The organism is Lactobacillus sp. UMNPBX19 (assembly GCF_002553805.1).
Taxonomy (GTDB): domain Bacteria; phylum Bacillota; class Bacilli; order Lactobacillales; family Lactobacillaceae; genus Lactobacillus.
This window is the reverse complement of the sequence record NZ_PCYR01000059.1, coordinates 1-2,210: the sequence shown is the minus strand read 5'-3', so window position 1 is coordinate 2,210 and position 2,210 is coordinate 1. Positions and strand designations below refer to the sequence as shown.

The following is a 2,210-nucleotide window of genomic DNA, read 5'->3' as shown; positions in this document are numbered from 1 at the left end:
CGCATCTATCAAACAGCCTAAACAAAAGTGTTCAAGTTATTATTGCAATTTACGAAAAAATTTATTTTTAAGAAAAACAAACGTCAAGTTTTTTGGGCAAATTGTGTAACAATCGCTTTATTCGTTTTACTAAGTCTGGCGGTTAGCCCAAGCAGTACAACCACTACTTCACTTAATGAGAACGCCTCAGCCAAAAGCAGCAGAGTAGTTCATAAAACGATCATTAAAAAAGTTGGAACTAAAGAACTTAATAAAGAAAAAGCTAGAGCTAAGGTTCTCAAACAAGAACAAAAGAATAAACAAGCTGAATATGACAAGTTAAAGCAGCAACTTGATGACTACCAAGAAAAAGAAGAACAACAAAAACAAGAAGCTGAACAAGCAAGAAAAAAGTCGGAAGCGGCAGCTAAAAAAGAGGCCAAAGCCCGTCAAAAAGAAGCTGAAGAACAACAAAAAGCTGCTCAACGTCAGGAAGCAAATACTAATAGTTCTTCTAGTTCGTCTGATTCTTCTAATCAAGGTGATCTTTATACTGGTAACCAAGGAACAATTGTCGGAAACAGTAATTCAAAAATTTACCACGTACCTGGTCAAGCAGGCTACCATATGAATTCAGTTAATGCCGTTTACTTTAACAGTGAACAAGACGCAATTAATGCTGGCTATAGAAAGGCCAAAAGATAATGAAATATAAGAAATTTACCGAATTTTTAACAGTTACCCTTTTGTTTTCTTTCGGAATTAGTCAAACATATACTGTTCAAGCTAGTTCATCTAACGATACTAAAGTCGCTAAAAAATATAAGTATGACTATACTGATCAAAAGAAAGCAAAAAATTTAAAAAAGAAGAACAAAAAAATTGAGAAGAAAATTAGCTCTTTGGATAAAAAGATAGCTGATCTTCAAAAGCAATTAAAAAACTACACTAATCCAAATGCAGTTGAATCTTTAAGTAAACAAAAATTAGCTAGTCTTGATTATACGGGGAAAACTGTTGTTAACGTAAACAATAATAATCCAGATTTTTCAAAGCAAGATTTAGATACAAGTCATGGTGCCTGGCAAAAATATGGCGATCTTGATTCACAAAATCGTGTAACTGCAGCAAATGCACTTTTAAATAGTTCCTTAATGCCAAAAACAAAACGAGAGCCACTGCATGTCAATCCAACTGGCTGGCATAATAAGAAAATAAATGACCATTGGCTCTATAATCGTTCTCATTTAATTGGTTATCAACTCACAGGTCAAAATAATAATTGGAAAAACCTGATGACTGGGACTAGGCATTTAAATGATCCAGATATGCTAATGTATGAGAATGAAGTGGCTACTTATTTAAAGTCCTCTCCATCAAATTATGTTCGGTATCGAGTTACACCAATTTTTAGAAATAATGAATTATTAGCCCGTGGTGTCGAAATGGAGGGACAATCAATCAACTCAAACGATGTTCATTTCCATGTTTATATTTTTAATGTTCAAGATGGTGTAAACATAAACTACGCTAATGGAACCAGTAAAGCTTCTTAAGTTTTAATAAAATAACTATGTTAAAGTTATTTTATTTTCTATACTTCTATTCGCTTCTCTCAATTTCCTAAGTTCAAACCTATACTTTTCCTTCATAATGCTCATTCAATTAGTATTTATGCTCAATAGTTTAGGTGTATGAATATACTAAATGAAAAAAGATAATATTATAAATTCTTCATTTAATTGCAGTTTAACTTTATTCTAAAAAGCGCAGGCAGAAATCTGTGTGAAAGGAATTGTGATTGAAGTGATAGACAACTTAGGAGCTGCGATCAAAAAAGGCGCAAGAGTTTGAGAATGACTCAAGAAGACCTTGCGGAATTCAGTAGTCTATCAGTGAATTTCATCTCTAAGATTAAAAGAACAGGTAATCAAAATATCAGTATTCAAAAATTAGATGCGATTGCAAAGGAACTACAAACATCCGTAATTACTTTAATTGATGAATCATCCAAAACTCCTGAACCACAGGCATTTGCAAGTAAGTTAAGCAATGACCGTGTTTTTCTTGACAAGCTTACAAATGATATGGAAAAACTTCCTGTTGAACAGGAAGAGGCCTTAACTAAAAGTTTTATTACTATAATTAATACTTTTGCTAAAGAAGATAAATAAAAGTGTCTGGGAAAAAACTAACTTTCAGATACCAAAAGACGATCAATCCAACTCTTA

Annotated in this window: 3 protein-coding genes; all 3 read left to right on the top strand. The window is 32.6% G+C overall.

Features of this window, described 5'->3' with window-relative positions; translation table 11 throughout:
* Positions 1-42: 42 nt before the first annotated feature.
* The 3 genes from CP370_RS09000 to CP370_RS08990 all read left to right on the top strand — a co-directional run bounded on the left by CP370_RS09000 (position 43) and on the right by CP370_RS08990 (position 2,153).
* Complete coding sequence (locus CP370_RS09000; RefSeq protein WP_232457388.1) at positions 43-684, top strand: DNA-entry nuclease; 642 nt, start codon at positions 43-45, stop codon at positions 682-684.
* Positions 684-1,535: a DNA/RNA non-specific endonuclease gene (locus tag CP370_RS08995; RefSeq protein WP_087285023.1), complete on the top strand. Its 852-nt coding sequence runs from the start codon at positions 684-686 to the stop codon at positions 1,533-1,535. The genes CP370_RS09000 and CP370_RS08995 overlap by 1 nt, the downstream gene beginning before the upstream one ends.
* Before the next feature lie 300 nt (positions 1,536-1,835).
* A complete protein-coding gene (locus CP370_RS08990; protein WP_087713074.1) occupies positions 1,836-2,153 on the top strand; it encodes a helix-turn-helix domain-containing protein in 318 nt (105 codons plus the stop codon).
* Positions 2,154-2,210: the final 57 nt, after the last annotated feature.